The organism is Frigoribacterium sp. Leaf172, assembly GCF_001424285.1.
Lineage (GTDB): Bacteria > Actinomycetota > Actinomycetes > Actinomycetales > Microbacteriaceae > Frigoribacterium.
Genome location: NZ_LMPB01000003.1, coordinates 248,315 through 271,566 on the forward strand (window position 1 = coordinate 248,315; position 23,252 = coordinate 271,566).

At 72.3% G+C, this 23,252-nt stretch carries 26 protein-coding genes; 16 read left to right on the forward strand and 10 right to left on the reverse strand.

Going from position 1 to position 23,252, the window contains the following annotated elements; translation table 11 throughout:
• Window positions 1-42 precede the first annotated feature (42 nt).
• The 3 genes from ASF89_RS12740 (at window position 43) to ASF89_RS12745 (ending at window position 1,067) form a co-directional block, all read left to right on the forward strand.
• Window positions 43-399 carry a VOC family protein gene (locus ASF89_RS12740; RefSeq protein WP_055815398.1) on the forward strand — a complete coding sequence of 119 codons (357 nt, stop codon included), beginning with the start codon at window positions 43-45 and terminating at the stop codon, window positions 397-399.
• 113 nt (window positions 400-512) lie between these two features.
• Window positions 513-671 carry a hypothetical protein gene (locus tag ASF89_RS15755; RefSeq protein WP_156463414.1) on the forward strand — a complete coding sequence of 53 codons (159 nt, stop codon included), beginning with the start codon at window positions 513-515 and terminating at the stop codon, window positions 669-671.
• A 51-nt stretch (window positions 672-722) separates the two neighbouring features.
• Window positions 723-1,067: a DUF2200 domain-containing protein gene (locus ASF89_RS12745; RefSeq protein ID WP_055815401.1), complete on the forward strand. Its 345-nt coding sequence runs from the start codon at window positions 723-725 to the stop codon at window positions 1,065-1,067.
• A gap of 81 nt (window positions 1,068-1,148) precedes the next feature.
• Here the strand turns inward: ASF89_RS12745 and ASF89_RS12750 are convergent, their stop codons facing one another.
• The 3 genes from ASF89_RS12750 to ASF89_RS12760 all read right to left on the reverse strand — a co-directional run bounded on the left by ASF89_RS12750 (window position 1,149) and on the right by ASF89_RS12760 (window position 4,073).
• Window positions 1,149-2,366 carry an MFS transporter gene (locus ASF89_RS12750; protein WP_055815404.1) on the reverse strand — a complete coding sequence of 406 codons (1,218 nt, stop codon included), beginning with the start codon at window positions 2,364-2,366 and terminating at the stop codon, window positions 1,149-1,151.
• A gap of 74 nt (window positions 2,367-2,440) precedes the next feature.
• Complete coding sequence (locus ASF89_RS12755; RefSeq protein ID WP_055815407.1) at window positions 2,441-3,328, reverse strand: helix-turn-helix transcriptional regulator; 888 nt, start codon at window positions 3,326-3,328, stop codon at window positions 2,441-2,443.
• A 106-nt stretch (window positions 3,329-3,434) separates the two neighbouring features.
• On the reverse strand, window positions 3,435-4,073 hold the full coding sequence (locus ASF89_RS12760; RefSeq protein ID WP_055815410.1) for an isochorismatase family protein: 639 nt from the start codon (window positions 4,071-4,073) through the stop codon (window positions 3,435-3,437).
• Between the two features lie 133 nt (window positions 4,074-4,206).
• Here ASF89_RS12760 and ASF89_RS12765 point away from each other — a divergent pair, with 133 nt between their 5' ends.
• The 3 genes from ASF89_RS12765 (at window position 4,207) to ASF89_RS12775 (ending at window position 7,380) form a co-directional block, all read left to right on the forward strand.
• A complete protein-coding gene (locus ASF89_RS12765; RefSeq protein ID WP_055795338.1) occupies window positions 4,207-5,154 on the forward strand; it encodes a GlxA family transcriptional regulator in 948 nt (315 codons plus the stop codon).
• A gap of 68 nt (window positions 5,155-5,222) precedes the next feature.
• The gene (locus ASF89_RS12770) at window positions 5,223-6,665 is read left to right on the forward strand and encodes a sugar porter family MFS transporter (protein WP_055815413.1); all 1,443 of its coding nucleotides are present in this window, start codon (window positions 5,223-5,225) and stop codon (window positions 6,663-6,665) included.
• A 130-nt stretch (window positions 6,666-6,795) separates the two neighbouring features.
• Window positions 6,796-7,380, forward strand: coding sequence for a hypothetical protein (locus ASF89_RS12775; protein ID WP_156463415.1), 585 nt, complete (start codon window positions 6,796-6,798; stop codon window positions 7,378-7,380).
• Here the strand turns inward: ASF89_RS12775 and ASF89_RS12780 are convergent.
• Window positions 7,377-8,027, reverse strand: a complete 651-nt coding sequence (locus tag ASF89_RS12780) for an NAD(P)-dependent oxidoreductase (protein WP_055815419.1) — start codon at window positions 8,025-8,027, stop codon at window positions 7,377-7,379. The two genes, ASF89_RS12775 and ASF89_RS12780, sit on opposite strands and share 4 nt — an antisense overlap.
• A gap of 91 nt (window positions 8,028-8,118) precedes the next feature.
• Here ASF89_RS12780 and ASF89_RS12785 point away from each other — a divergent pair, with 91 nt between their 5' ends.
• Window positions 8,119-8,514: a helix-turn-helix domain-containing protein gene (locus ASF89_RS12785; RefSeq protein WP_055795347.1), complete on the forward strand. Its 396-nt coding sequence runs from the start codon at window positions 8,119-8,121 to the stop codon at window positions 8,512-8,514.
• 83 nt (window positions 8,515-8,597) lie between these two features.
• Window positions 8,598-9,821, forward strand: coding sequence for an FAD-binding domain-containing protein (locus ASF89_RS12790; RefSeq protein WP_082490010.1), 1,224 nt, complete (start codon window positions 8,598-8,600; stop codon window positions 9,819-9,821).
• On the opposite strand, the gene ASF89_RS12795 is transcribed toward ASF89_RS12790, so the two are convergent.
• Together ASF89_RS12795 and ASF89_RS12800 are read right to left on the reverse strand one after the other, a co-directional pair.
• A complete protein-coding gene (locus tag ASF89_RS12795) occupies window positions 9,801-10,442 on the reverse strand; it encodes a TetR/AcrR family transcriptional regulator (RefSeq protein ID WP_162240701.1) in 642 nt (213 codons plus the stop codon). The two genes, ASF89_RS12790 and ASF89_RS12795, sit on opposite strands and share 21 nt — an antisense overlap.
• A gap of 117 nt (window positions 10,443-10,559) precedes the next feature.
• Complete coding sequence (locus tag ASF89_RS12800) at window positions 10,560-11,585, reverse strand: SDR family NAD(P)-dependent oxidoreductase (protein ID WP_055815426.1); 1,026 nt, start codon at window positions 11,583-11,585, stop codon at window positions 10,560-10,562.
• Between the two features lie 226 nt (window positions 11,586-11,811).
• Between ASF89_RS12800 and ASF89_RS12805 the strand changes: the two genes are divergently transcribed.
• From ASF89_RS12805 to ASF89_RS12840, 8 genes are all read left to right on the forward strand, one after another.
• Window positions 11,812-12,597 (forward strand): SDR family oxidoreductase, encoded by a 786-nt coding sequence (locus ASF89_RS12805; RefSeq protein WP_055795355.1) that lies wholly within the window; start codon window positions 11,812-11,814, stop codon window positions 12,595-12,597.
• Window positions 12,598-12,764: 167 nt separating this feature from the next.
• Window positions 12,765-13,730: a tripartite tricarboxylate transporter substrate binding protein gene (locus ASF89_RS12810; RefSeq protein WP_055815429.1), complete on the forward strand. Its 966-nt coding sequence runs from the start codon at window positions 12,765-12,767 to the stop codon at window positions 13,728-13,730.
• The gene (locus ASF89_RS12815) at window positions 13,727-14,344 is read left to right on the forward strand and encodes a tripartite tricarboxylate transporter TctB family protein (protein ID WP_055795359.1); all 618 of its coding nucleotides are present in this window, start codon (window positions 13,727-13,729) and stop codon (window positions 14,342-14,344) included. The genes ASF89_RS12810 and ASF89_RS12815 overlap by 4 nt, the downstream gene beginning before the upstream one ends.
• Window positions 14,345-14,352: 8 nt before the next feature.
• Window positions 14,353-15,891, forward strand: a complete 1,539-nt coding sequence (locus tag ASF89_RS12820) for a tripartite tricarboxylate transporter permease (protein ID WP_055795361.1) — start codon at window positions 14,353-14,355, stop codon at window positions 15,889-15,891.
• Window positions 15,888-16,880 carry a sugar phosphate isomerase/epimerase gene (locus tag ASF89_RS12825; protein ID WP_055815432.1) on the forward strand — a complete coding sequence of 331 codons (993 nt, stop codon included), beginning with the start codon at window positions 15,888-15,890 and terminating at the stop codon, window positions 16,878-16,880. The genes ASF89_RS12820 and ASF89_RS12825 overlap by 4 nt, the downstream gene beginning before the upstream one ends.
• Window positions 16,877-18,619 carry a dihydroxyacetone kinase family protein gene (locus ASF89_RS12830; RefSeq protein WP_055815435.1) on the forward strand — a complete coding sequence of 581 codons (1,743 nt, stop codon included), beginning with the start codon at window positions 16,877-16,879 and terminating at the stop codon, window positions 18,617-18,619. Before ASF89_RS12825 ends, ASF89_RS12830 begins: the two co-directional genes overlap by 4 nt.
• On the forward strand, window positions 18,616-19,659 hold the full coding sequence (locus ASF89_RS12835; protein ID WP_082490012.1) for a 4-hydroxythreonine-4-phosphate dehydrogenase PdxA: 1,044 nt from the start codon (window positions 18,616-18,618) through the stop codon (window positions 19,657-19,659). Before ASF89_RS12830 ends, ASF89_RS12835 begins: the two co-directional genes overlap by 4 nt.
• Window positions 19,660-19,749: 90 nt before the next feature.
• The gene (locus ASF89_RS12840; protein ID WP_055795365.1) at window positions 19,750-20,418 is read left to right on the forward strand and encodes a GntR family transcriptional regulator; all 669 of its coding nucleotides are present in this window, start codon (window positions 19,750-19,752) and stop codon (window positions 20,416-20,418) included.
• A 70-nt stretch (window positions 20,419-20,488) separates the two neighbouring features.
• On the opposite strand, the gene ASF89_RS12845 is transcribed toward ASF89_RS12840, so the two are convergent.
• The 4 genes from ASF89_RS12845 to ASF89_RS12860 form a co-directional block, all read right to left on the reverse strand.
• On the reverse strand, window positions 20,489-21,442 hold the full coding sequence (locus tag ASF89_RS12845) for a diacylglycerol kinase family protein (RefSeq protein WP_055795367.1): 954 nt from the start codon (window positions 21,440-21,442) through the stop codon (window positions 20,489-20,491).
• A gap of 72 nt (window positions 21,443-21,514) precedes the next feature.
• Window positions 21,515-21,862 (reverse strand): hypothetical protein, encoded by a 348-nt coding sequence (locus ASF89_RS12850; RefSeq protein ID WP_055795369.1) that lies wholly within the window; start codon window positions 21,860-21,862, stop codon window positions 21,515-21,517.
• Complete coding sequence (locus ASF89_RS12855) at window positions 21,859-22,452, reverse strand: Asp23/Gls24 family envelope stress response protein (RefSeq protein ID WP_156357278.1); 594 nt, start codon at window positions 22,450-22,452, stop codon at window positions 21,859-21,861. The genes ASF89_RS12850 and ASF89_RS12855 overlap by 4 nt, the downstream gene beginning before the upstream one ends.
• The gene (locus ASF89_RS12860; RefSeq protein ID WP_369814560.1) at window positions 22,449-23,039 is read right to left on the reverse strand and encodes an RNA polymerase sigma factor; all 591 of its coding nucleotides are present in this window, start codon (window positions 23,037-23,039) and stop codon (window positions 22,449-22,451) included. The genes ASF89_RS12855 and ASF89_RS12860 overlap by 4 nt, the downstream gene beginning before the upstream one ends.
• Window positions 23,040-23,252 lie beyond the last annotated feature (213 nt).

Below are 23,252 nucleotides of genomic sequence, written 5' to 3' on the forward strand. Positions count from 1 at the left end.
GACGCTGCATCGGGCATTCCGGTGGCGGACGAAGGAGTCGACATGGCAAGTGGAGTGGCAACAGTGTGGGTGCCCGTGACCGACATGGGGCGGGCGACGGCGTTCTACCGTGACGCGCTCGGACTCACGGTGACGAGCGAGAGCGACGACTGGACCGAGATCGACGCGAACGGCCTGATGATCGGCCTGAACGGTCGCGAGGAGGCCGCGGCGTCGAGCGAGGGCGGCGCGGTCATCACGTTCCAGCCCGACGGCACCCTCGAGGACGCCTTGGCCGACCTGCAGTCGCGCAGCGCCGACGTGACCGGCACGATCAGCGAGCACCCGTGGGGCCGCATCCTGCCCTTCAAGGACTCCGAGGGCAACGACCTGCAGTTCTACACGCCCCCGACCGACTGACCTCGGGGCCTGCAGGTAGCGCTGCCGACCGCATCCTGCCCGTCCTGCTGACGCTGCCCGTCTTCACGATCGCGCAACTCGTCGACGAGCTGCGCGACCTCCCTGAGCGAAGCGTGTATCGCGGCGTCGAGGTCCTGGAGGAGAACCACATCGTCGAAGCCGTCACGGAGCGCGTCCGTGGCCGCGCCGACGCGGCGATGGACGTCCTCGACGAGTTCGACGACCTCGACTCCCGCATCCGCGAGCGCATCACCCGACTGCGCGGGGCGTGACGCCACCGAGGAGGCGCGGTGCCGGTCGACCGGCACGCGTACCATTCCGGCATGAGCCGCTTGGACGACATGCCGTTCGCGAAGGTCTACCCCCTGTACGTGGCCAAGGTCGAACGCAAGGGCCGCACGAAGGCCGAGGTCGACGAGGTCGTGACGTGGTTGACCGGTTACGACCAGCGGCAGCTCGCCCGGCACGTCGCCGATGGCACCACCTTCCGCGACTTCTTCGAGTCCGCCGACCTCAACCCCCGGGCCTCGCTCGTGACCGGTGTGATCTGCGGCGTCCGCATCGAGGCCCTCGACGACGAGCTGACCGCGAACATCCGCCGCCTCGACAAGCTCGTGGACGAGGTCGCCCGCGGGCGCCCGATGACGAAGGTGCTGCGGGCAGGGTGACGGGCCCTCGGGCGTCGGCTCCTCGGTGGCTGGGCGAGCCTCTGCGCAGGTCGTGAAGGCGCTCCACGAGGGGGAACAGCCCTACTTCGAGAGCTTCGCGGGAAAGGCGTTGCGCCTGCCGTGCACGGTGAGCGCGAGGGCGACGAGGCCGAAGCCGATCATCAGCACCGGCAGCACGAGGCCGTCGGTCGTGGTCAGCAGCGCCGCGCCGACGATGCCGGCGAAGAAGATGGCCACGTTGAACGCCACCGGCAGGAACGCGTTGGCGACGTCGGCGTTGTCCCCGCCGACGGTCGTCAGGGCCGCCTGCAGCTGAGCGGATGCGCCACCGAACGTGACGCCCCAGAGCACCGCGGCGACGACGACGGCCGCCACCGACGCGTGGCCGACGAGCAGGACGACCCCGGCGACGACGAACACAGCGACGCTGCCGTGCAGCAGGGGTCGCGGGTGCCGGTCGAGCAGGGCTCCCGTGATGACGATCCCGCCGATCGAGGCGACGCCGTATATCAGCAGCATCACGTCGACGCCGAGCCCGGAGCCCCCGGCGCGGAGGTACGGCGAGACGTACGTGTAGATCGTGTTGTGCGCCAGCATCCAGGCGGCGATCACCGCGAGGATCACCGCGATGCCGGGGATGCGGAACACGCGCCCGAGCGACAGGCGAGCCCCCTCGGGCGCAGGCGCGGCGTCGGGGACGACCGCTGCCACGAGCACGAGCACCACGACGCCGAGCAGCGTCAACCCGCCGAACGACCAGCGCCAGTCGAGGGTCGTGCCGAGCCATGAGCCGAGCGGCGTGCCGAACGCGAAGCCGACGGGTGCCCCGGCCGAGACGACGGCGAGCGAGAGACCGGCGCGGCTCGGCGGGCTGATGCGGCGTCCGTAGGCGGCGAGCATGCCCCAGATCACGCCCGAGAAGGCGCCGGCGACGAACCGCGACACCAGGGCGAGCGCGATCACCGGCGAGAGCGCCGTCACGGTGTTCGCCACGACCAGCCCGGTGATCGCGATCAGGAGGAGAGGCTTGCGTCGCATCCCACGGGTCAGCGTGATGGCCGGAACGGTCGCCAGCACGGTCCCGAGGGCGTAGGCGCTGATGAGCAGACCGACGGCCCCTTCGCTCGTGTCGAGGCCGTTCGCGATGACGGGCAGCAGCCCCGCCGGCATCGTCTCCATGGCGACGAGGATGAAACCCATCGTCGCCAGGACGACGAGCGAGACGACCGGCAGGCGCTCCGGGGCTCCGCCGGGGGAGGAGGCGCGGGGGGAGCGGGTGGGGACGGGCGCGGTGTCCATCGTGAGGTCCTTTCGGGCGCGGAGACGCGCCTCCGGGGCGTGCCCGGCGGTTCGGATGACGGGGGAGGCGCGGGTCAGGTCGGGCTGTCGGCCGCGCGGGCGCGCTCGAGGAGGCCCTCGGTGGCGGCCCACGAGGCCAGCAGTCGCAGACCCTCGTCGGAGGGCGAGCCCGGTCGGGCCGTGTAGACGGTGAGCGAGTGGCCGGGCGTGTCCTGGAGCTCCATCGCCTGGAAGTCCAGTTCGAGCAGTCCGATGCTCGGGTGCCGGAACTCCTTGGCGCCCGTGTAGTGGCGGCGGACGTCGTGGGCGGCCCAGCGGGCGCGGAACTCGTCGCTGTGGATCGAGAGCTCGCCGACGAGGGCGGCGATGCCCGCGTCGTGCGGGTGGCGCCCGGCGTCCCGGCGGAGGATCGCGACGTTGACGTTCGCCGCGCGCTCCCAGTCGGGGTAGAAGTCGTGCGCGCCCGGGTCGAGGAAGATGTACCGCGAGTGGTTGGCGGGGCGGAGGGTGCCCCGGTGCATGTCGCTGTACAGCGCGAAGCCGAGCGCGTTCGCGGCCACGAGGTCCATCCGCGTGTTCGTCACCATCGCGGCGGCCCCGGTCATCGCGTCGAGCATGTGCTGCACGGGGGACTGCGCGAAGCGCGGCTCTCCGGTGATCTGCGGGCGTCGACGGGGCGGGGTGAACGCCCGGGCGAGGTCGTGGAGGTGGTCGTTCTCGGCCTGGTCGAGACCGAGGGCGCGCGAGATCGCGTCGAGCACGCTGTCGGACACCCCCGCGAGATCGCCGCGTTCGAGACGCGTGTAGTAGTCGACGCTGACGCCGGCGAGTCGGGCGACCTCGTCGCGGCGGAGACCGGGGACGCGTCGGCGCCCGCCCGCGCTCACGACGCCGGCCTGCTCGGGCGACAGCCGCGCCCGGCGTGACGCGAGGAACTCGCGGACCTCGGCTCGTTCATCCATGACCACGACCCTACGGTCGCCCGTCGGACGCAGCCAGGCCCTGCCGGAACCCTGTTGGAGCAGGGACCTCGCCCCCGGTGCAGCAGCCGACCCGAGCGGCCTCGCGTCAGCCCCGGGTGAAGCGCGCGGCGCCGGCCGTCGCCGACTCGGGCAGGTTGCTCGAAACGAGGGGCGCGCCCGTCGAGAGCGCCGTCGTCCATTCCGCGGTCGTCGCGACGGCGGCGAAGTTCGAGGCGAGGAGGGCCATGAGCGTGCGGTGCACGGTCTCGGCGTCGACGAAGCCGGCGTCGTTGCCGATGCTGATGGCGCCGGTCGCGTCGGAGAGCACCTCGGCGGTGATGCCGACGGCCTCGGCTGCGGCGGCCGAGGCGAGGATGCAGTTGTTCGTCATGTAGCCGACGAGGGTCACGGTGTCGATCGAGTTCTCGTGCAGCCAGTCGAGCAGGCCGGTCTCGGCGAAGACGGAGCTGTAGCGCTTCGTGATCGACGTCCATCCGGCCTGGCGGCGCTTCTCGATCTCGGGGTGCAGGGCGAAGCGCTCGGTGGTCGGGTCGAAGACGGGTGCGCCCTCGCCGGCCGTGTGCTGGAACACGACGACGGGGGTGCCAGCGGCCGTCGCCGCGTCGATCGCGGCCGTGACCCGGGCGAGCGAATCGTCGACCGGCGGGTGCTGGATCTCGAGCGGGCCGTCGAAGTACTCCTGCTGGACGTCGACGACGACGAGGGCGCGGTTCGGTGCGGTCATGGGGGCTCCTTCACTCAGGGCGGACGGTCGGGGCGGGATCGCCGACCAGGACGATCCTCCTCCGAGCGCGGGCGTCGCACGAGTGGCACGTGTGCGGCGATACGATGACTTCAGGCCACTCGAGAGGAGCCCCGTGCAGATCGCCGTCCACGCCTTCGAGGGCGTCTCGATGTTCCATCTCTCGGTGCCCCAGATCGTGTTCGACGAGGTGACCCGTCAGGGTCTCGGGTCATGGCGGACGACCCTGTTCTCCGAGCGGCCGGGCTCGGTCACGACGGCGGAGGGCTACTCGCTCGGCGGCATCGCCGGGCTCGAGGCAGTGACCGGCGCCGACCTGGTCGTCGTCCCCTCGTGGGTCGACGACGGGCGCGAGCCCGGACCCTCGCTCCGCCTCGCGCTGCTCGAGGCCCACGAGCGCGGGGCCACCATCGCCGGGCTCTGCCTCGGGGCCCTCGCCGTCGCCGATCTCGGTCTCCTCGAGGGGCGGAGCGCGGTCACGCACTGGCACGCGGTCGAGGGCATGGCCGAACGCCACCCGGGGATCACCGTCGAGGCCGACGTCCTGTACCTCGATCACGGCGACGTGCTGACCTCGGCGGGCACCGCCTCCGGGATCGACGCGTGCCTGCACGTCGTGCGGACGCGACTCGGGGCCGAGGCCGCGAACCGGGTCGCGCGGAGCCTCGTCGTCGCACCGCATCGCGAAGGGGGCCAGGCGCAGTTCATCGAGCGGCCGGTGGCGCAGCGCGCCGCGACCGACCCCGTCGCCGTCGCCATGGCCTGGGCGCTCGAGCACCTGGGCGACGAGCTCGGAGTCGACCGCCTCGCGGCCCAGGCGCGGATGAGCCGCCGCACGTTCATCCGGTCGTTCCGGGCCGCGACGGGCACCACCCCGGCCGCCTGGGTGCGGTCGCGTCGCCTCGACGAGGCCCGGCGCCTGCTCGAGACGTCGGACCTCTCGATCGATCGGATCGCCGCGTCGTGCGGATTCGGGAACCCCGTGACCCTGCGACAGAACTTCGCGAGCGCCTTCGGCAGCACCCCGTCGGGGTACCGGCGCCGGTTCGACGCACGCCCCTGAGGCCGAGGTGCGCGAAGGCTGCGCACCGTGCAGGGATACTGGAGAGTCGCCCATCCGACGGAGGATCCGTGCCCACCACCCCGCCCGACAGTCCCACCCGTGTGCCGCTGCCCGCGCTCGTCGCCGGCCCCCACACCCGACGACTCGGCCTCGTCGCCGTCATCGCGACGTTCGGCGGTCTGCTCTTCGGCTACGACACCGGCGTCGTCAACGGCGCCCTCGACTCGATGGAGGAGGGGCTCGGGCTGACCCCGACCACCGAGGGGGTCATGGTGTCCGCGATCCTCGTCGGCGCGGCCCTCGGCGCCTTCTTCACCGGGCGCGTCTCCGATGCCCTCGGGCGGCGGCCGACCATCAGGGCCCTCGCCGTCCTCTTCTTCGTCGCGGCCGTCGCGTGCGTCCTGGCGCCGTCGTGGGAGTTCCTCACGGGCGCCCGCTTCGTGCTCGGCCTCGCGGTCGGCGGGGCGTCGGTGACCGTCCCGGTGTTCCTCGCCGAGCTCGCGCCCACCGAGCAGCGCGGCGGGCTCGTCAGCCGCAACGAGCTGATGATCGTGGTCGGCCAGCTGGCGGCCTTCACGATCAACGCCGTCATCGGCAGCGTCTGGGGCGAGCACGACGACGTCTGGCGCTTCATGCTGGCGGTCGCCGCCCTGCCCGCCATCGCCCTCTTCCTGGGGATGATGCGGGTGCCCGAGAGTCCGCGGTGGCTGATCGCGCAGGGTCGCGACGACGACGCTCTCGCGGTGCTGAAGCAGATCCGCGCCGACGACCGCGCGGTCGCCGAGCTCGATGAGGTGCGCCTCCTCGCCCATCACGAGGAGGAGGCTCGCGGCGCCCGTCTGGCCGACCTGGTGGCGGAGCCGTGGCTGCGGCGGATCCTCGGCGTCGGCATCGGCCTCGCCGTCGCGCAGCAGCTCACCGGCATCAACTCGATCATGTACTACGGCACGCAGGTGCTGCAGCAGTCCGGCTTCTCGCAGAACGGGGCGCTGATCGCCAACGTCGGCGCGGGCGTCATCGCGGTCGTCGCCATGCTCGTCGCGCTGCGCATCATCAACCGGGTCGGCCGCCGCGCCATGCTGACGGTCGGGTTCGCCGGCGTCGCGGTGTTCCACCTGCTGATCGGGCTGTCGTCGCTGCTCATCCCCGAGGGGCTGGGCAGGGCGATCGTCGTGCTGATCTTCGTGATCTGCTTCGTGGGAACCATGCAGGGCGCCATCGGGCCGCTGGTCTGGCTGATGCTCTCCGAGATCTTCCCGTTGAAGCTGCGCGGCGTCGGCATGGGGCTGACCGCGCTCGTGCTCTGGTCGACGAACTTCGTCGTCAGTCTGCTGTTCCCGATCGTGGTCGCCTCCGTCGGCATCTCGACCACGTTCTTCGTCTTCGCCGGGCTGAACGCCGCCTCCCTGGTCTTCGCCATCACCCGCGTGCCCGAGACGCAGGGGCGCTCGCTCGAGCAGCTCGAAGAGGACTTCAGCACCGGATCCGTGGCCGTGGTCCGGTCCGAGTGAGTCCGCCGGGGCGCGGGCGGGCGTCGGAGGGCGTTTGATGGAGCCAGGGCGCGACGTCGCCGTGCACCGGGCCGCATCGGCTGCACGCGTCGTCCGACAGCCGGTCGGCGTCCGCGACAGGAGCCCCGACATGACCACCCCGAGCAGACGCGCCGTGCACGCCGTCGCGATACGCTCCGCGCCGTCGGCGTGGACGGTCGTCGTGACGGTCGACGACGGCCGGGTGGTCGGCACGCTGGTCTCGCACGGCTCCGTGGGTGTCGCCCCGCTCACGATCGAGACGCGCGACATCGCCGCCGAGTGGCTGGGCGTCGCGGTCGACGATCTCGACCTGCGACTCGTGGTCGAGCTCCCCGAGGAGGCGCGGGACCTGTGGGCGCGCGCCTCGCGTCCCGAGACGACCGCCGAGGAGGCGCGGGCGCTGCGACGACGCGCCGTGCGTCTCGCACACGATCGGGGTCACACCCCCGACGCCATCGCCGAGGCGCTCGATCTGCCCCGGGCGCGCGTGGCCCGGCTGCTGCGCGCGGACTCCGCCGCGCTCGCCGCCGCCGTGGCCGAGTCCGCCGAGCGTGCGCTGAGCGCCGCGCCCGCGGTGCCCGCACCCGGGCCCGCGGCCGCCGGGCCGGCGGCGCCGGCGGCGGCGTCGGCCGCCCCCGCGGCGCCCGCCGAGCCCGCACGCGCAGCGCCGCGCCCGCGCGGCCGTGAGGCCTAGTACGCGACGCTGAAGTGCGCGCGGCGGTGCTTCGGCGTGTCGATCTCGTCGACGATGGCGAGCGCGAAGTCGGCCCCGCCGACGGCCGAGACGCCCTCGGCGTCGGCGAACGCCAGGTCGCCGCCCGTGCGGTACTCGCCGCGGCTCTCGCCGGGCGCGTAGGCGCCGAAGTTCAGGGCGGGCGACACGAAGAACCAGTCGAGGGCCTCAGGGGCGTCGCCGAGGCGCATGAGCACCTCGTTCATCTGCTTGGCCTCGCTCGCGAACTCGGGCGGCAGCTGGTCGGTCTCGGCCATGCGCGGGCCGCCCTCCTCGAGGCGCAGCGAGCTGTAGCCGCCGACGACCCCGAAGCGCACGCCGTGCTCGGCTGCGAGGTCGGCGAGGGCCAGGTCGGCCTCGACGATGCGGCCGTCGAGCTCGCCGCGGGGCGACAGCGACGAGACCACGACGTCGCTGCCGGTCACCGCACGCAGGCGGGCCTCGGCGTCGAGCATCGAACCGGTCTCGTAGCGGACGCCCTCGACCCGCGCCTCCTCGGCGGGGGTGCTGCGGCTGAACGAGACGACCTGGTGTCCGCGCTTCGCGGCCTCGCGGACGATGGCGCTGCCGGCGTAGCCGGTCCCTCCGACGACGGTGATGGTGCTCATGGTGTTCTCCTTCTGGTGCGGGTGGGCTTCCCCGTCCGGGGTCGCACGGCTACGCTAGATCCATTAGTCACCATTGGGAAGTAGGCACTTTGTGGTAACCGACCCCTCGCTCCCGGTCGATCCGTCGCTCGCGCTCGACCCCTACGCCGACGGCTGCCCGACGCGGCGCGTGCTCGACCGCATCGGCGATCGCTGGACGGTGCTGATCGTCGGCACGCTCGACTCCGGCCCGCATCGCTTCACCGACATCCGACGGCGGGTGTCGGGCATCTCGCAGAAGATGCTGACGCAGACGCTCCGCGGTCTCGAGCGCGACGGTCTCGTGACCCGCACGGTCTTCGCCGAGGTGCCCCCGAGGGTCGAGTACGAGCTGACGGCAGCGGGTCGCACGCTCATCGCGCCCCTCAAGGCCCTCGAGGAGTGGTCGATCGCGCACTTCGGCGACGTCCGCGAGGCCTGGGTCGACTACGACGAGCGGACCGCCTAGGAGGCGCGGGTCGGCCACGCCCCTCCCGCGGGCGTCTGCGGACGATCAGGCTGCGCACCGCTTGCGGATCGCATGATGGGCGGGTGATCATCCCGACCAGAGCCGCCGGCCTCGAGGCGCTCGACGACTTCGTCCCCCGAGCGGGCGGCGCCTACGCCCGCGACCGCAACCACGATCTCGGTGCCCGCCGCGACAACGTCTCGGGGCAGTCGCCGTATCTGCGTCATCGCCTCGTGACCGAGCCGGAGGTCGTCGCCGCCGTCCTCTCGCGGCACAGCCAGGGCGCGGCCGAGAAGTTCGTGCAGGAGGTCTTCTGGCGGACCTACTGGAAGGGCTGGCTCGAGCAGAACCCCGAGGTGTGGCGCCGGTACCGTCGCGACGTCGCCGAGCTCGCCGCCGGCGACCTCCCTCCGGGCTACGCGGAGGCCATCGCGGGCCGCACGGGGATCGACGCCCTGGACGCGTGGGTGCACGAGCTGATCGACACCGGCTACCTCCACAACCACACGCGCATGTGGTTCGCCAGCATCTGGATCTTCACCCTCGGTCTGCCCTGGCAGCTCGGGGCGGACCTCTTCCACCGGCACCTGCTCGACGGCGACGCGGCGTCCAACACGCTCTCGTGGCGCTGGGTGGCGGGTCTGCAGACGAAGGGCAAGACGTATCTCGCGACGGCCGAGAACATCTCGCGATTCACCGAGGGGCGCTTCTCGCCGACCGGCCTCGCCGAGACGGCGCGGGCGCTCACCGAGGAGCCGCTGCCGTCGCGGACCCCGTTCGAGACGGACGACGTCGTGGGCGCCGTCGAGGGACGGGTCGGGCTGCTCCTGCACGAGGAGGACCTCGAGCCCGAGAGCCTGCTCGCCGAGCGACCGGGGCTCGCCGGGCGGCTGGTGGCCGCCGCGGTCGCCGGCGATGCCGAGGAGCGTTCCCCCGGGGGCGCGTCGGGGGTCGTGACCGCGTTCACGGTCGGCGCCCTCGAGGACGCCGCCGGGCGCGCACGCGACGGCGACGGACGCGCGGCCCGGCTGCTGTCCGACGCACGCCCTCCGACCATCGCGAGCTGGGCGGTGACGGAGCGGCTCGACACCGTCGTCGTCCCGTACGCGCCGATCGGCCCGGTGCACGAGCGGCTCGATGCTCTGCGTCCCGTCCTCGCGTCCGAGGGGATCGGTCTCGCGACCGTGCGCCGCGGGTGGGACTCCGAGGCGTGGCCGCACGCGTCTCGGGGGTTCTTCCCGTTCCGCGAGAGCATCCCGTCCCTCGTCCGACGATCCGGGCTCGCGTCAGGCGGTCCGTCCGTCTGAGACGGGGGGAGGCGCGGTGTCGGCGGCCGGCGCAGGCCCCGGCACCCCGGCGCCCTCGAACAGCAGCGCGACCGTGGCGGCGAGGCCGGAGGCGTCGGGGGCCCGGCGGGTCAGGACGCCGAGCAGCACCACGCCGACCAGGGTCTCGACGAGCGCCTCGAGAGGCGTCGCGGAGCCGACCTGCCCGGCGCGCTGCGCCGACTCGAGCCGTGTCACGAGCTCGGCCCGCACGACCGAGGTGACGTGGTCGTCGTAGTGCCGCGCCACGTCGGCGTCCTCGGCGGTCGCGGCGATCGTCGCACGGATCAGGCCGCCGGTGGCGGCGTCGGTCAACGACTCGGCCGTCGCGAGCAGCCAGCTCGTCACGTCGCCCCGGACGTCGCCGGTGTCGGGCACGACGACCCGGGGGAGGAGGTGCCCCGAGACCATGCCCTCGGCGACGAGGGCGCCCTTGCCCGGGTACCAGCGGTAGATGGTCGCCTTGCCCACGCCGGCCGCGGCGGCGATCCGGTCGAGCGAGAGCCTGTCGTAGCCGCGCTCGGCGAGCTCGTCGCGCGTCGCCTCGAGGATCGCCAGGCGCGCGGCCTCGCTGCGGACCCGACCGGGGCGTGCTGTCGTCATGCTGTCATCCTCCTGCACGCACCCGACGCGCGTCGCGCGCACCGCGCCTCCCGAGCTCCCGCCCGTCGGCCCCCGCCCGTCGACCCGGGGCATCGGGCCGACGAGCGCCCGTCGGAGCTACTGGACCGACCAGCCGCCGTCGGAGGCGAGCACCGCGCCGTTGATGTTGACCGCGTCGTCGCTGAGCAGGAACGTGATCGAGGCCGCGAGCTCCTCGGCGGTCGCGATCGTCGGGATGGCCGCCTGGAACGGCCGCAGCCGCGCCGAGCCCGCCTCCGACACGTTCGCCGGGAACGGGATGCCGGTCGCGACGCCGCCGGGGGCCACGGCGTTGACGCGCAGGCCCTGCTTCGCGTACATGAACGCCGCCGATTTCGTCAGCCCGACCACGCCGTGCTTCGACACCGTGTACGCGTTGCCCGACGCGTTGCCGCGCAGCCCCGCCTCCGAGGCGACGTTGACGATCGATCCGCGGCCGGCGGCGAGCATGACCGGCACGACCGCCCGCGACAGCTTGAAGCCGCCGGTCAGGTTGATGCCGATGACGCGCTCCCACATCGCGTCGCTCGTCTCGTGCAGCGGCGAGAAGTCGTCGTTGATGCCGGCGATGTTGGCCAGGGCGTCGATGCGGTCGCCCGCGACCTCGACGATGCGGTCGATGTCGGCCTGGCTGGTGATGTCGCCGACCACGGTCTCGACGGACGAGCCGGGCAGCGAGGCGACCAGCGCCTCCAGCCCCGGGGCGGTGATGTCGACGGCGACCACCCGACCGCCCTCGCGGGCGACGCGCGACGCCGTGGCCCGGCCGATGCCGCCGGCGGCACCGGTCACGACGACCGTCCTGCCCGCGAAGCGGCCCGGCGTGATCGTCTCGCGCCACGGTCCGGCGTCGGAGGCCTCGGTGTCGGGCATCTCGCCGCCGTTGACCTGCAGCACGAGGCCGTCGACGAGCTCCTGGGGGAGCGTTCCGCGGCTCAGCGAGACGAGCTGCTGCAGCGGCAGGTCGCGGACGGGGGCCAGGGCGCTCTCGTCGAAGGCGCCGCCCTGCGAGAGGGCCGCGCGCAGGGCGGGTCCGCCCTCGGGGTGATCGAGCCAGGTCGCGATCGTGCTCGATCCGGTGAGGGGTGCGGGGGTCTCGGTCATGCGCGTCTCTTCTCTGCGGGGTCCGGCGGCCCAGGGGCCGTGGTCAGGGCATTTACGAGACGAATCGTCTCGTTTCAGTGACAGTAGGCGCACGAGCGCCTCCGCGTCCAGCCTGAGGGTCGATAAACGACAGGTGTAGCGTGCACTGCGGTGCGCGGCGATGCGCACCACGGGCCCGACTGCTCGTCGGGTCCGACGAGTCATCGAGAGAACCGGAGTCGAGCCCATGGAACGTTTCACCGACAAGGTCGTCCTCATCACCGGCGGAGGGTCCGGCCTCGGCCGTGCCGCCGCCGTCCGCGTCGCGCAGGAGGGCGCCCGTCTCGCCCTCGTCGACATCTCGGAGAAGGGCCTCGCCGCCTCCGAGGCCGCGGTGCTCGAGGCCGTCCCCGGCGCGGAGGTCCTGACCGCCGTCGCCGACGTCTCGAGCGAGGCCGACGTCGACGCCTACGTCGCTGCGACGCTCGAGCGCTTCGGTCGCATCGACGCGTTCTTCAACAACGCCGGCATCGAGGGGCGGCAGAACCTCACCGAGGACTTCGGGGCCGACGAGTTCGACAAGGTCGTCTCGATCAACCTGCGCGGGGTCTTCCTCGGCCTCGAGAAGGTGCTCGGGGTCCTGCGCGCGCAGGGCGACGGCGGCGCGGTCGTCAACACCGCCAGCGTCGGCGGGATCCGCGGAGTCGGCAACCAGTCCGGCTACGCGGCCGCGAAGCACGGCGTCGTCGGACTGACGCGCAACTCGGCGGTCGAGTACGGGCGGTACGGCATCCGGGTGAACGCCATCGCGCCCGGCGCCATCTGGACCCCGATGGTCGAGGCCTCCATGCGCCAGATCGACGCGGACGACCCCAAGGGCGCCGCGGAGCAGTTCATCCAGGGCAACCCGACGAAGCGCTACGGCGAGGCTCCCGAGATCGCCTCGGTCGTCGCGTTCCTGCTCTCGGACGACGCGACCTACGTCAACGCGGCCGTCGTCCCCATCGACGGCGGGCAGTCCGCGAAGTACTGACGCGGTTCGGACCCCGCGAACCCGCTCGGACCCCAGCGCGCGCGCCGGGGTCCGAGCGGGTTTCCGGGGTCTCATCTTCTCTCTTCCCAGAATCCGATAGGATATGCGATACTGACAGCGGTCGGGTGGCTGCACCCGGGCGACACCAATCACTGGAGATTGAGACGATGAAGTCAAGAGCCCCCCTCGCTGCCGCGGTCGTGGCAACCGCCCTGTTCGCCCTCACCGCCTGCGGCTCCGCGGGTGCGGGCTCGGGCGCCGACGGCGCCCCGTCGGGCAACATCAGCATGATCGTCCCGTTCAGCGCCGGCGGCGGCAGCGACCTCTCGGGTCGCGCGATCGCCTCCGGGCTCGAAGCCGGGACGGGTCTGAACATCAGCGTCGAGAACCGCGAGGGCGGCTCCGGCGCCGTCGGCTACTCGTACCTGCTGGCGCAGCAGGGCAAGTCCGACACCCTGCTCGCCTCCGAGACGGCCATGCTCGCCCTCCCGCTCACTCAGGACGTCGAGTTCTCGTACGAGGACTTCACGCCGATCATGAAGCTCGGCGACGACTTCACGCTCATGGTCGTCGCCCCCGACTCGCCGTACGACACCTGCACCGACGTCATCGACGCCGCGGACGACGACCGCGTCGTCGCCGCCGTCTCGGGGGCCACGAGCCTCGACGAGATCATCTTCACCCTCGTCGAGCAGGACCAGGGCATCGAGCTCGACCGGGTGCCGTTCGAGTCCGGCAGCGAGGTGCTCACCGCCCTGCTCGGCGGTCAGGTCGACGTCGCGTCGCTCAACCCGTCCGAGGTCGTGGCGCAGCTCGAGGCCGGCGACCTCAAGGCGCTCTGCGCCTTCGCCGACGAGCGGTACACCTACGACGAGCTCGCGGACATCCCCACGGCGGCCGAGCAGGGCATCGACGTCTCGTTCGCGCAGTTCCGCGGCTTCATCGCGCCCGGCGGCATTTCGGCCGAGACCGAGGCGTACTGGACCGACGCCGCCGAGGCCTTCGCCGAGACCGACGACTACACGCAGTACATCGAAAGCAACTACATGCAGGCCAACGCCGTCTACGGCGACGAGTTCACCGAGTACCTGGCGGGCAACACGGCCGATCTCGAGAAGGTGTTCACCGAATGACCGGCGCCCAGCGGGGCGGCCTCATCGCGAGCATCGTCCTCGCCGTGATCGGGGGCTCGGCCGTGTCGGCCGGTCTCGGCTACGGCGTCACGGTCGAGGGCGGTGAGATCGGGCCGGGGTTCCTGCCGGTCCTCGCCGGCGGCCTCGTCGCGGTCTTCGCCGTGCTCGACATCGTCGGGCGGCTCCGTCCGCGACGGGCGCTGCCGAGCCAGGCCGAGCTGATCCTCGACACGGTCGACGCGCCTCCCGCCGGCGTCGCCGGGTACCTCGCCGAGCAGAACGCGGCCGACCCCGGCGCCGTCTCGACGAGCACGCAGACGATCCACCGCGAGGCGGAGGGCGACGAGGTCGACATCTTCGGCCGCACGCAGTCGCAGCGCAACCGCATGCTCGGCATCGTGCTGGGCATCGTCGTGCTGACCCTGCTCGCCGTGCAGCTCGTCGGGTTCCTCATCGCGTTCGTGCTCATGCTCGTCGTGATCGCCGTCTTCGTCGAACGCCGTTCGCTCGTGCCGTCCGTCGTCGTGGCCCTCGTGGCCGGCGGCGTCACCTACGCCATCTTCGTCGCCCTGCTGCGCGTTCCGCTGCCGCAGGGTCTGCTCGGCCTCATCTAAGGACGACCATGCTCGACAATCTCGCACTCGGCTTCTCGACGGCGTTCACGCCCGAGAACCTGCTCTGGTGCTTCATCGGCGTGCTGCTCGGCACGATCATCGGGCTCATGCCCGGTCTCGGCTCGACCACCGGTGTGGCCATCCTCATCCCCCTGACCCTCACGCTCGAACCCGTCACGGCGCTCATCATGCTGGCGGGCATCTACTACGGCGCCCAGTACGGAGGCACGATCACCTCGGTGCTGATCTCGACGCCGGGAGAGGCCGCGAGCGTGGTCACCACGCTCGACGGCTATCAGATGGCCAAGAACGGCAAAGCCGGCTCGGCCCTCGCCATCAGCGCCATCGGCTCGTTCGTCGCGGCGATCATCTCGCTCGCGCTGCTCATGTGGCTCGCGCCCCCGCTGGCCGATCTGGCGCTCAACTTCGGCCCGGTCGAGAACCTCGCGATCATGATCCTCGGCCTGATCATCGTGGTCAGCTTCGCGGGCGGCTCGCTGTCGCGCGGTCTCATGATGGCGGCCGCCGGCCTGCTCATCTCGACCGTCGGCGTCGCCACCGGCTTCAGCGACGCGCGCTTCACGTTCGGCAGCGTCAACCTGCTCGGCGGCATCCCGTTCGTCGAGGTCATGATCGGCCTCTTCGCCGTGGGCGAGGTGCTGCACCAGATCCGCCTCGGCGCCGACGCGCCGATCCGCACGCGGTTCCGCGACATGGTCATCAGCCGTCGCGAGCTCAAGCAGAGCGCCGGCCCCATCCTCCGCGGCAGCGGGATCGGCTTCGTGCTCGGCATCCTGCCCGGCGCCGGCTCGACCCTCGCGTCGTTCATGGCCTACGGCATCGAGAAGCGGGTCTCGCCGCGCAAGGCCCTGTTCGGCAAGGGCGCGATCGAGGGCGTCGCCGCGCCCGAGAGCGCCAACAACGCGGCGGCCAACGCGAACTTCGTGCCGACGCTGGCCCTCGGCATCCCCGGTGGCGGGACCACCGCCGTGCTGCTCGGCGCCTTCACGGTCTACGGGCTCCAGCCCGGGCCGCGACTGTTCGAGACGCAGCCGACGCTGATCTGGGGGCTGCTCGTCTCGTTCTTCATCGGCAACGTCATGCTGCTGGTGCTCAACCTGCCGCTCGCGCCGGTGTTCGCGCAGATGCTGCGGATCCCCTACGGCTACCTCTATCCGATCATCCTGCTGACGAGCTTCGTCGGCGCCTACTCGGTGAGCAACAACATGTTCAGCGTGGTGCTCGTCTTCGTCTTCGGGGTCGTCGGCTGGCTGATGAAGGAGCTCGACCTCCCCATGGCGCCGCTGGTGCTCGGGCTCGTGCTCGGCCCGCTGTTCGAGAAGGCGCTCGTGCAGACCTCCGCCCTCGGCCAGGGCAGCTTCGGCATCGTGCTGCAGAGTCCGATCAGCGTCACGATCCTGCTCTTCGCCGTCGCGCTCATGGTCGGCCCGAAGATCGCCGCCCGCTTCGCCGTCCGTCGCCGACCCGCCGCGGTCGCCGCCCACGACTCCACCCCTTCCGACCGACAGCACGAGGACGTGTCATGAGCCACACCCGAGAGACCTGGCCGATCGCCGCGGCGATGCTGCAGTTCCCCGCGGTGTCCCGAACGGGGCAGCGCGTGCAGGACGCCGACGGCGAGACCTGGAGCGACGCCTTCACGCAGATCCGCGAGACCGGCTTCGACCGGGTCGAGATCAACGACAACTGGCTGCGGGTGGGCGACCTCCCGCCCGGTCGGCTCGACGAGCTGTCCGACGCGGGTCGAGCCGCCGGCGTGGTGCTCGGCAGCGTCTGCGTCGTCCGTTCGAGCATCATCGACCCGGTCGACGGGCTCGCGAACCTCGCCTACAGCCACCGCACCCTCGAGGCCGCGGCCCGACTCGGCGCCGACGTGCTGTCCATCGGCTTCCACCGCCCCCTGACGGCGGAGCAGCGCGAACGGCTCTGGTTCTGGACCGCGCAGGGCGAGATCGACGAGCCCGACGACGTCGAGAACTGGCAGCGCGCCGTCGACCGCGTCGGCGAGCTGGGTCGGCACGCCGCCGACCTCGGGCTCGAGCTGACCCTCGAGATGTACGAGGACACCTACCTCGGCACCGCGGCGAGCTCGGTGCGGCTCGTGACCGAGGTCGGGCTCGACAACGTCGGCCTCAACCCCGACGTCGGCAACCTCGTCCGACTGCACCGCCCGATCGACGACTGGGTCGAGACCCTGCACGCCACGCTGCCCCACGCCAACTACTGGCACGTGAAGAACTACGCCCGCGACGAGGATCCCTCGACCGGTCTCTACACGGCCGTCCCCACGCCGCTCGAGCTGGGCGTCATCAACTACCGCCACGCCGTCCGCGACGCGGTCGCCTACGGGTTCCGCGGCACCTTCGTCTGCGAGCACTACGGCGGCGACGGGCTCGGGGTCGCGGCGATGAACCGCGACTACCTGCGGCGGGTGCTGCCCGCCGAGGCGCCCCCCGTCGAGAGGCCGACCCGCGCCTCCTCGGCTCCCACCGCCACCGAGGAGATGGTCTCGTGACCGTGCTCGACTACGACGCGACCACCTTCGCCGACGAGGCGCTCGCCGGCTTCGTCGCCGCCCACTCCGAGCTGCGGGCGGTCGACGGCGGCATCGTCCGTCGCGCCCCCCTCGCCGACGGGTGCGTCTCGCTCGTCATCGGCGGGGGCTCGGGCCACTACCCCGCCTTCGCCGGTCTGATCGGCACGGGGCTCGCCGCGGGTGTCGCGTACGGCAACATCTTCGCCTCGCCGTCGGCCGGTCAGGTCCACCGGGTCGCGAGGGCCACCGAGCGCGGCGGGGGAGTGGTGCTCGCCTTCGGAAACTACGCCGGCGACGTGCTGAACTTCGGCCAGGCGGCCGAGAGGCTGCGGGCCGAGGGCGTCGACGTCCGCGTGATCGCGGTCACCGACGACATCGCCAGCGGCGCGGTCGGCGAGGAGTCCAAGCGGCGAGGCGTCGCCGGCGACCTGGCCGTCTTCAAGATCATCGGCGCCGCGGCCGAGGCGGGGTTCGACCTCGACCGGGTCGAGGAGCTCGGCCGTCGTGCGAACTCCCGCACCCGCTCGCTCGGCGTCGCCTTCTCGGGTTGCACGCTGCCCGGCGCCGACCGGCCCCTGTTCGAGGTCCCGCCCGGGCGCATGTCGATCGGCCTCGGCATCCACGGCGAACCCGGCATCTCGGAGGCCGATCTGCCGACCTCCCCCGAGCTGGCCGAGCTGCTCGTGGGCCGCCTCCTCGACGAGCGGCCCGAGGGCGCGGGCGACCGGGTCGTCGTGCTGCTCAACGGCCTCGGCACCTTCAAGTACGAGGAGCTCTTCGTGCTGTACGGCCATGTCGCGCGCCTGATCGGCGACGCCGGGCTGACGATCGTCCGCCCCGAGGTCGGCGAGCTGGTCACGAGTCTCGACATGTCCGGCGTCTCGGCGACCCTCTTCTGGGTCGACGACGAGCTCGAGGGGCTCTGGGCCGCGCCCGCCTCGTCTCCCGCCTTCCGGACCGGATCCGTCGAGGACGCCGTCACGGAGACCGAGGAGGCGCGGGTCGAGTCGACCGCGCCCGCCGACGATCCGCGTCACGCGGCCGCGTCGCCCCGCGTCGTGCGGGGTCTCGAGCAGGTGCGCGACGTCGTGCTCGCCGCCGAGGACGAGTTCGGGCGCCTGGACGCCGTCGCCGGAGACGGCGACCACGGGATCGGCATGTCGCGGGGCATCACTGCGGCCGTCGTCGCGGCGCGGGCCGCCCTCGATCGCGGGGCCGGCATCGGAACGGTGCTCGCCGACGCCGGCGAGGGCTGGGCGGAGAACGCCGGGGGCACGTCGGGCGCCCTGTGGGGCGTCTGCCTGACCGCCGCCGGGGGGAGTCTCGCCGCCGAAGGCGATCCGTCGTCGGCGGGGGCCTCGGCCCGGGCCGCGTCCGCCGGGCTCGCCGCGATCCAGCGTCTCGGCGGAGCGGAGGTGGGCGACAAGACGCTCGTCGACGCGTTCGCGCCTACCGTCGACGAGCTGGACCGCGCCTCCTCGGCGGGTCTCCCGCTCGCCGATGCCTGGGCCGGCGCCGCCGAGGTCGCCGAGGCCGCCGCCCGCTCGACGGCCGAGATGCGGCCGCGCCTCGGCCGGGCCCGACCGCTCGCCGAGAAGAGCGTCGGGCACCCCGACGCCGGCGCCGTCTCGTTCGCCCGCATCACCGGGGTCGTCGCACGAGCGACGGCCGCCGATCCGACCTCCGACGACCGTTCCGCTGAAAGGGACCGAGCATGACCGACACCACGACCACGACCGCGACGCCCGCGACCCCCGGGGGCGTCCCCGCCGTCCGGCCGCGCATCGCGCTGACCCTCGGCGACCCCGCCGGGGTCGGCCCCGAGCTCGCCGCCCGACTGCTCGCCGACCCCCGCAACCTCGAGCGCGCCGAGATCCACGTGCTCGCGGATCGCAGCGAGCTCGACGCGGCCGCCGCCGTCATCGGCGCCGAGATCCCGCTCAGCGACGAACCGCGGCCCGGGTACGCGACCCTGCTCGACGACTCCTCGGCCCCCGCGACGCCGATCCCCGCGCGGCAGGTCAGCCGGGAGGCCGGCGAGCGGGTGCTGCACCAGCTGCGGCGGGCCATCGCGCTCGCCAACGACGGCGCCATCGGGGCGATCGTCTTCACGCCGTTGAACAAGACGAGCCTGCACCTCGGCGGCATGGACGAGGAGGACGAGCTGCGCTGGTTCGCCAAGGAGCTGCACTACGAGGGCGTGACCAGCGAGATCAACATCATCCCCGGCATGTGGACGGCCCGCGTGACCTCGCACATCGGCATCCGGGACGTCGCCGCCCGGGTGACGACCGCCGGTGTCGTCGACGCGATCCGACTGCTGCACGGGCTGCTGCGCGACTCGGGCGTCGCCGCGCCGCGACTCGGCGTCTGCGCGCTCAACCCGCACAACGGCGAGAACGGCATCTTCGGTCGCGAGGAGATCGACGTGATCCGCCCCGGCGTCGAGGCGGCCGTGGCCGAGGGCATCGCCGTCGACGGGCCGTGGCCGTCGGACACGATCTTCGTGGGCTCGCGCGACCGCTACGACGGCATCGTCACGATGTACCACGACCAGGGTCAGATCGCCATCAAGCTGATGGGCTTCGACGGCGGCGTGACCGTGCAGGGCGGGCTGCCGGTCGTCATCGCGACGCCGGCGCACGGCACGGCCTTCGACATCGCGGGCACCGGGGTCGCCAGCGTGACGTCGAGTCAGAACGCCCTCGACGTGGCCATCGCGATCGCGGGGCGTCGGGCCGTCCCCCGTGCGGGCTGAGAGCCGGGCCCCGCGGCGCGGTCCCGGCCGGGGCGGCGGGCGCCTGCTCGTCGCCCCCGCCGACGACCCCCTGCGTGACAGACTGGTCCGATGACAGCCTCGCCCTCGACCGGTCGGCCCCGGCGGGTGTCTCTCGCCGACGGCGTCTACGACGAGCTGCTGTCGCGTCTGTTCGACAACACGCTCCCGCCCGGCACCTGGATGAACATCGACGCGCTCGCTCGTGATCTCGAGGTCTCCCAGACCCCCATCCGCGAGGCGCTCGCGCGTCTCGAGTCCACGGGGCTCGTCACCCGGGCGGCCCTCCGCGGCTACCGGGCGGCCCCGTTGCTCACCGCCAAGGAGCTCGGCGATCTGATGCACGCCCGTGCCGTCGTCGAGCCGGCCAACGCGGCCCTCGCGGCGGCGCACGCGACGGAGGCGTTCCTGGCGGGGCTCGACGAGTCGATCGAGCGGCTCGCGACCTCGCCGACCGGCCCCACCGTGCACGAGTACCACTCGTACTGGCAGGCCGACGAGCAGTTCCACGACCTCATCGCGCGGCAGGCCGACAACGCTTTCCTCTACCGCGCCTTCGAGTCGCTCGGCGGTCAGGCCCAGCGCTTCCGCATGTTCGGGGGGCTCGGCGTCACGGACGCCGAGTACGCCATCGCCGAGCACCGGGCGATCCGGACGGCGCTGGCCTCGGGTCGGCCCGAGGCCGCCGAGGCCGCGATGCTCGACCACGTCGTCAACGTGCGCATCCGCTCGCTCGACTGACCCGACCGCGGGCCCGGTTCAGGAGGCGCGGCGCGGGGGAGTCCCGCACCGCCCCTCCTGAACGCCCCGGTCAGTCCTCGCGCGGGACGCGCACGCGCAGCGCACCCGCGTCGACGGTCGTGCGGAAGCCGATGGCGGTGCCGAAGCCGTCGCCGTCGAGCTCGATCTCCGCGGGCTCCGACAGCTTCGCGGTCAGCTGCTTCGCCTTGACGTAGTTCAGGGCCGCGATCTCGCGCGACCCGACGATCCGCTTGAGCGGGGTGCGCTGGACCAGCCCGTTCTCGATCAGCACCTTGCCGATGATCTGCAGCCAGTGGACGATGCCCTCGGGGCGCAGCATCATCACGTCGAAGACGCCGTCGTCGATGGCCGCGTCGGGCAGCAGCAGGATGTTGCCGGTGAGCGTGCCGCAGTTGCCGACGATGACGGTGTTCGCGTGCATCCGCTTCGTCGGGCCGTCGTCGAACCGGTACCGGAGCTTGAGGGTGTTCTCGTCGCGCAGCGCGACGACGATGGCCTTGACGTAGGCGAGCCAGCCGATCTTGGCCTTGAGGTCCTCGTCGGTCGCGGCGAGCATCTTCGCGTCGATGCCGACGCCCGCCATCACGAGGAACGCGTGCTTCTGGATCGACCCGTCGGCGGCGCGGATCTCGATGCGCCCGAGGTCGATGGCGCGATCCCGGCCGGTGAAGGCCGTGTGGATCGAGTTGTCGACGTCGTCGAGCGTGAGGTTCATGTTGCGGGCGAGCAGGTTGCCGGTCCCCGACGGCAGCAGGGCGAACGCGACGTCGCGGTCGGCGATCGTCTCGGCCACGATCCGCACAGTCCCGTCGCCGCCGGCGGCGATCACCAGGTCGACCCCCGCCTCCAGCGCCTCGAGCGCGGCACCGCGGCCCGGGTCCTCCTTCGACGTGCTGAACCACAGCGTGTCGTCCCACCCGGCCGCGGTCTGCTCGCGATCGACGACCGCCTTGACGGCGTCGAGATCGATCTTGATGGGGTTGTAGACCACGGCTGCGCGCATGACGACTCTCTGTCGAGGGGACGGAGCCTCCATGAAACCGCAGATCGGCGCCCGGTGGTCGCTCCCGAAGTCTCAGCCGGGGCGATCGGCGTCGGGCCGGTCGACCAGATGCGCCGTCACGGTCACCAGCGTCTGCCCGCCGTCGTCCGCCTCGAGTCGGGTGCGGAGCGCCTCGGCGGCCCGACCGAGGATCTCGGGCGTCGACCCGTCGAGGTCGGTGGCGACGTGGGCGGTCACGGCGACGAGTCCCTCGCTGCGGTCGACGAGCACGAGTCCCGTCGAGTCCGCCCAGTCGAGCTCGGCGGCGACGGCGCGCACGGTCGACTCGACCGCGGGGTGGGCGTCGAAGACGTCGATGACGCCCTCGACCCGTCGCAGCAGGTCGGTCAGGGTCTGCGACAGTCGGTCGTCGGTGGTCATGGGTCGTCCGTCCGGGGGAGGAAGACGTCGTCGATCACGATGTCGACGGCGGCGATCGTCAGGTGGGTGTGGCGCGTCAGGGTCTCGACGATGCGGGCACGGAGGTCGTCCGCGACGCCGCGGATGTCGTCGCCGTAGCGGACGGCCGCCGTGACCTCGACGGTGACGGGCGCGCCGGGCGTCGTCACGTCGCCGCTGAAGGTGGTGGCTCCGAGCACGACCCCGCCGTCGGCGTCGCCGGTCCGACGGACGAGTCCCCGGGCGGCCGCCTCGGTGATGCGCAGGTCGATGCCGGCGTCGGGGTGCCCGAGGGGGATCTCCCGACCGCCGACGACCTCGCGTCGGATCGACTCGAGCAGACCGCTGATCCACCGGCCGTCGCGATCGGGCTCGCGGGTCGCCTCGTGCTCGAGGGAGGCGCGTGACAGGTCGTGCACCTGGGCGAGCGAGATGAGATAGAGACGGCAGGCCGCCGAGCCCTCGATGCCGGGGTCGCGGGGCGTGCGGCCGCTGTCGAGGTAGTCGCTGAGGCGTTCGACGGAGTAGCCGTCGACGGTCTGATCGGGCAGGGCGTCATCGGGGATCGTCATCGCCATGCCTCCATCTCCGTCATCAGGAAGGTGCGTGCCCTTGCTATGCAGCCACGGACGGTCGAGACCGACATCCCCAGGGCCTCGGCGATCTCGGCGTACGAGTACTCGGCCGTCTCGCGCAGCAGCCAACAGCGTCGCTGGTCGAGGGGCAGCTTGTCGAGAGCCGACCACATCGCGTCCATCTGGAACCGCGTCTCGACGACGCGATCGGGGGACTGCGACCGGGGGGCCTCGTGGTCGCGCTGGTCGATGTCGTCGTGGTCGCGGCGGACCCTGAGGCGGTCGATGCTCTTGTTGCTGACGATGCGCATCATCCAGTTGCGGATCTGCGCGGGGTTCTCGAGATCGCCCAGTCGGCGCCACGCCGTCAGGAAGGCGTCCTGCACGACGTCGTCGGACTCGAGGTCGGAGCCGAGGAGGCGCGAGGCGTACACGCGCATCAGCGGACCGTGTCGACGGGCCAGGACCTCGTAGGCGTGGACGTCCCCGTCGCGTGCGCGAGCGGCGAGGAGCGCGTCGCCGGCGTCGGGGAGGGGATCGTCGGCGGTGATGACGTCCTCCTCGCAGCGATCCGGTCGGGCGATCGGTCGATCGCGCCCTCCGTGGATACCACCTCGCCGTCCGGCGGGTCGCGGCGCTGGCCGGTAACGGCTGTCGGGCCGGGCCGCGGGTGTCGGACGGGCCGCAAAACGAGTCTCCGGAGCGCGGAGTCTGAAAGGAGTCTGAATGACCGTGACCTCCGCCGGGCTCGATGCGTCTGAATGATGTGTCCCGCTTCACGGGCACCGCAGGACCTG

Excerpts from the sequence above, each read along its gene's own strand:
- ASF89_RS12795 (WP_162240701.1), bottom strand. The coding sequence starts at position 10,442 with ATGACGACAGCACGCCCCGGTCGGGTCCGCAGCGAGGCCGCGCGCCTG.
- ASF89_RS12815 (WP_055795359.1), top strand. The coding sequence starts at position 13,727 with ATGACCGGCGCCCAGCGGGGCGGCCTCATCGCGAGCATCGTCCTCGCC.
- ASF89_RS12845 (WP_055795367.1), bottom strand. The coding sequence starts at position 21,442 with ATGCGCGCAGCCGTGGTCTACAACCCCATCAAGATCGATCTCGACGCC.
- ASF89_RS12775 (WP_156463415.1), top strand. The coding sequence starts at position 6,796 with ATGACCACCCCGAGCAGACGCGCCGTGCACGCCGTCGCGATACGCTCC.
- ASF89_RS12825 (WP_055815432.1), top strand. The coding sequence starts at position 15,888 with ATGAGCCACACCCGAGAGACCTGGCCGATCGCCGCGGCGATGCTGCAG.
- ASF89_RS12745 (WP_055815401.1), top strand. The coding sequence starts at position 723 with ATGAGCCGCTTGGACGACATGCCGTTCGCGAAGGTCTACCCCCTGTAC.
- ASF89_RS12760 (WP_055815410.1), bottom strand. The coding sequence starts at position 4,073 with ATGACCGCACCGAACCGCGCCCTCGTCGTCGTCGACGTCCAGCAGGAG.
- ASF89_RS12780 (WP_055815419.1), bottom strand. The coding sequence starts at position 8,027 with ATGAGCACCATCACCGTCGTCGGAGGGACCGGCTACGCCGGCAGCGCC.
- ASF89_RS12820 (WP_055795361.1), top strand. The coding sequence starts at position 14,353 with ATGCTCGACAATCTCGCACTCGGCTTCTCGACGGCGTTCACGCCCGAG.
- ASF89_RS12840 (WP_055795365.1), top strand. The coding sequence starts at position 19,750 with ATGACAGCCTCGCCCTCGACCGGTCGGCCCCGGCGGGTGTCTCTCGCC.
- ASF89_RS12750 (WP_055815404.1), bottom strand. The coding sequence starts at position 2,366 with ATGGACACCGCGCCCGTCCCCACCCGCTCCCCCCGCGCCTCCTCCCCC.
- ASF89_RS12810 (WP_055815429.1), top strand. The coding sequence starts at position 12,765 with ATGAAGTCAAGAGCCCCCCTCGCTGCCGCGGTCGTGGCAACCGCCCTG.
- ASF89_RS12835 (WP_082490012.1), top strand. The coding sequence starts at position 18,616 with ATGACCGACACCACGACCACGACCGCGACGCCCGCGACCCCCGGGGGC.
- ASF89_RS12800 (WP_055815426.1), bottom strand. The coding sequence starts at position 11,585 with ATGACCGAGACCCCCGCACCCCTCACCGGATCGAGCACGATCGCGACC.
- ASF89_RS12740 (WP_055815398.1), top strand. The coding sequence starts at position 43 with ATGGCAAGTGGAGTGGCAACAGTGTGGGTGCCCGTGACCGACATGGGG.
- ASF89_RS12755 (WP_055815407.1), bottom strand. The coding sequence starts at position 3,328 with ATGGATGAACGAGCCGAGGTCCGCGAGTTCCTCGCGTCACGCCGGGCG.
- ASF89_RS12855 (WP_156357278.1), bottom strand. The coding sequence starts at position 22,452 with ATGACGATCCCCGATGACGCCCTGCCCGATCAGACCGTCGACGGCTAC.
- ASF89_RS12805 (WP_055795355.1), top strand. The coding sequence starts at position 11,812 with ATGGAACGTTTCACCGACAAGGTCGTCCTCATCACCGGCGGAGGGTCC.
- ASF89_RS12850 (WP_055795369.1), bottom strand. The coding sequence starts at position 21,862 with ATGACCACCGACGACCGACTGTCGCAGACCCTGACCGACCTGCTGCGA.